The sequence below is a fragment of the Candidatus Desulfofervidus auxilii genome, from assembly GCA_030262725.1.
Taxonomy (GTDB): Bacteria; Desulfobacterota; Desulfofervidia; order Desulfofervidales; family Desulfofervidaceae; genus JAJSZS01.
In genome coordinates this window covers 1-2459 of record JAJSZS010000072.1, presented here as the reverse complement: position 1 = coordinate 2459, position 2459 = coordinate 1, and the positions used below count along the sequence as shown (strand labels likewise).

Here is a 2459-nt window from a genome sequence, read left to right as displayed (position 1 = left end):
AAAATTAGGGAAGGATCAATTATCACTATATCAAGTTTACTATAATTTTGAATAATTTCTTCAGCTATCTCTTCTTTTAAAGCAGGTTTAAGCTTTTGTGTTAAAACTACATAAAGTTCTTGAAGCACCTGAGTCGAAATTATCATCCGACCTGAAGGTCTCCATTCATTAATCAAATCTACTACTAAAGCCTGTTTTCTATGTTCACTCTTATCAAATTCGTAGGCTAAAATATTAGTATCAAAAAAAGCTTTATACATCATAAAGATCTTCTCTTTTCCACTTTTCTAACTTGCCTCTGTTTTCCTTAGCTATCTTTGCAATTCTTTCATGAACCTCTGTATATCTATTTTCTTCCCCTAAAAATTTTTCTATTTGTTCTCTCATCAAGGCTGATATACTTTTCCCCTGTAAAGCCGCGATTTGTTTAATTTTCTTCCAAATTTCTTCCGAAACCGCTATTGTCAATATTTTAGTAGCCATGTTTAACTCCTTTTAATTAATTATTAAATAATTAATAAAATAATAAATCACTATGTTTTTATTGTCAATCTCATTTACAAGACAAAGAGAATGATTGGGAAGTTATTATCTGCTCATCTACTCTTTCAATCCAACACTTAATCCAAAAAAATAAAGTAATTTCTGTGAAAATGGTCATTAAAGCAATTGCTGGTGTAGAGACAAAAAGGAAAAGCAAACAAGCTACTATAAAAAATATGTGCTCTCTCATTTTTAAATTCTCTTATATATTTATTTTTAAAAAATAAATTTTCTCTTGACCTTAATGAAAAATGTTTTAAATTTTTCCAAATACAAAAAAGGAGTTTCCTATGAATATCAACATTGGTGTAATTGGGGCTGGATATTGGGGTAAAAATCATGTAAGAAACTTTTTCCAATTAGGTGCTCTTTCAATTATTTGTGATAAAGATGAAAAAAGGCTTAAATTTTATGCTGAAAATTATCCAAATATAAGATTAACTCAAGATTATCTTGCTGTTTTAAAAGATAAAACAATTCAGGGAATAGTTATTGCCACCCCTGCAGAAACACATTATCAATTAGCCAAAGAAGCTATTTTACATAAAAAAGATGTTTTAGTAGAAAAGCCTCTCGCCTTACATGTAGATGAAGCAAAGGAGTTAGTAGAACTTGCAGAAAAAGAAAATGTAATTTTAATGGTAGGTCATCTTCTTCAATATCATCCAGCTGTAATTAAACTTAAAGAATTAATAAAATCAGGCGAATTAGGTAAAATTCAATATATTTATTCAAATCGTTTAAATTTAGGGAAATTCCGTCGTGAAGAAAATATCCTTTGGAGTTTTGCCCCACATGATATATCAATTATTTTATATTTTTTAGAAGAAACACCAAATGAAGTCTCTGCTTTTGGTGGAAATTATTTACATCCTCATATTGCTGATGTTACGGTTTCTACTTTAAATTTCCCAAGTGGTGTTAAATCTCATATTTTTGTTAGTTGGTTACATCCATACAAAGAACAAAAATTGATAGTAATTGGCGATAAAAAGATGGCTCAATTTGATGATGTAAGCAAAGATAAAAAACTTCTTCTTTTCCCTCATAAAATCAATTGGATCAATCGCATGCCTGTGCCTGAAATGGCTGAAGCAGTAAAAGTAGAATTTGAAATGAAGGAGCCATTAAGAGAAGAATGCCTTCATTTTTTACATTGTATTGAAACTCGCAATAAACCCAAAACAGACGGTCAAGAAGGGCTTAAAGTACTTAAAGTATTAGATGCATGCCAGCGCTCTTTAGAAAAAAATGGAGCAGTAATAGAATTAAAGATTCAGCCTGAAAAATGTTTTATTCATCCTACAGCTATAATAGATAAACCATGTGAAATTGGAGAGGGTACTAAAATTTGGCATTTTTGCCATATTATGAAAGGGGCTAAAATTGGCAAAAATTGTGTCATTGGGCAAAATGTATTTATAGGTAAAGGAGTAAAAATTGGAAATAATGTAAAAATTCAAAATAATGTAAGTGTTTATGAAGGAGTAATATTAGAAGATGATGTTTTTTGTGGTCCTTCTATGGTTTTTACTAATGTGCTTAATCCAAGAAGCCACATCCCTCGTAAACATGAATTTAAACAAACAATTGTTAAAAAAGGAGCAACGATTGGAGCTAATGCTACTATTATATGTGGCCATACTATCGGAGAATATGCTTTTATTGGTGCTGGCGCAGTGGTAACAAAGGATGTTCCTCCATATGCCCTTGTTATAGGCAACCCTGCTAAAATTACAGGTTGGATGTGTGAATGTGGGACAAAGCTTCAATTTGCAAGTGATACAGCTGTTTGTCCTGCATGTGGTAAAAAATACAAAAAAGAAAATGGCTTAGTAAAGGAGGAATAAGTGAATATACCATTACTTGATCTTAAAGCTCAATATAGGTCTATTAAAGATGAAATAAAGCAAGCA

Annotated in this window: 3 protein-coding genes and 1 pseudogene; 2 read left to right on the top strand and 2 right to left on the bottom strand. The window is 30.8% G+C overall.

Going from position 1 to position 2459, the window contains the following annotated elements; translation table 11 throughout:
• The coding region (locus tag LWW95_12070; protein ID MDL1957762.1) for a PIN domain-containing protein at nt 1-263 on the bottom strand (263 nt) is incomplete at its 3' end.
• Entirely contained in the window at nt 253-483 is a 231-nt protein-coding gene (locus LWW95_12065) for a ribbon-helix-helix protein, CopG family (GenBank protein ID MDL1957761.1), read from the bottom strand. The genes LWW95_12065 and LWW95_12070, both read right to left, overlap by 11 nt.
• A 350-nt stretch (nt 484-833) precedes the next feature.
• Between LWW95_12065 and LWW95_12060 the strand changes: the two are divergent.
• A pseudogene (locus LWW95_12060) lies at nt 834-1739 on the top strand (Gfo/Idh/MocA family oxidoreductase).
• A gap of 78 nt (nt 1740-1817) precedes the next feature.
• Nucleotides 1818-2393, top strand: coding sequence for an N-acetyltransferase (locus LWW95_12055; protein ID MDL1957760.1), 576 nt, complete (start codon nt 1818-1820; stop codon nt 2391-2393).
• Nucleotides 2394-2459: the final 66 nt, after the last annotated feature.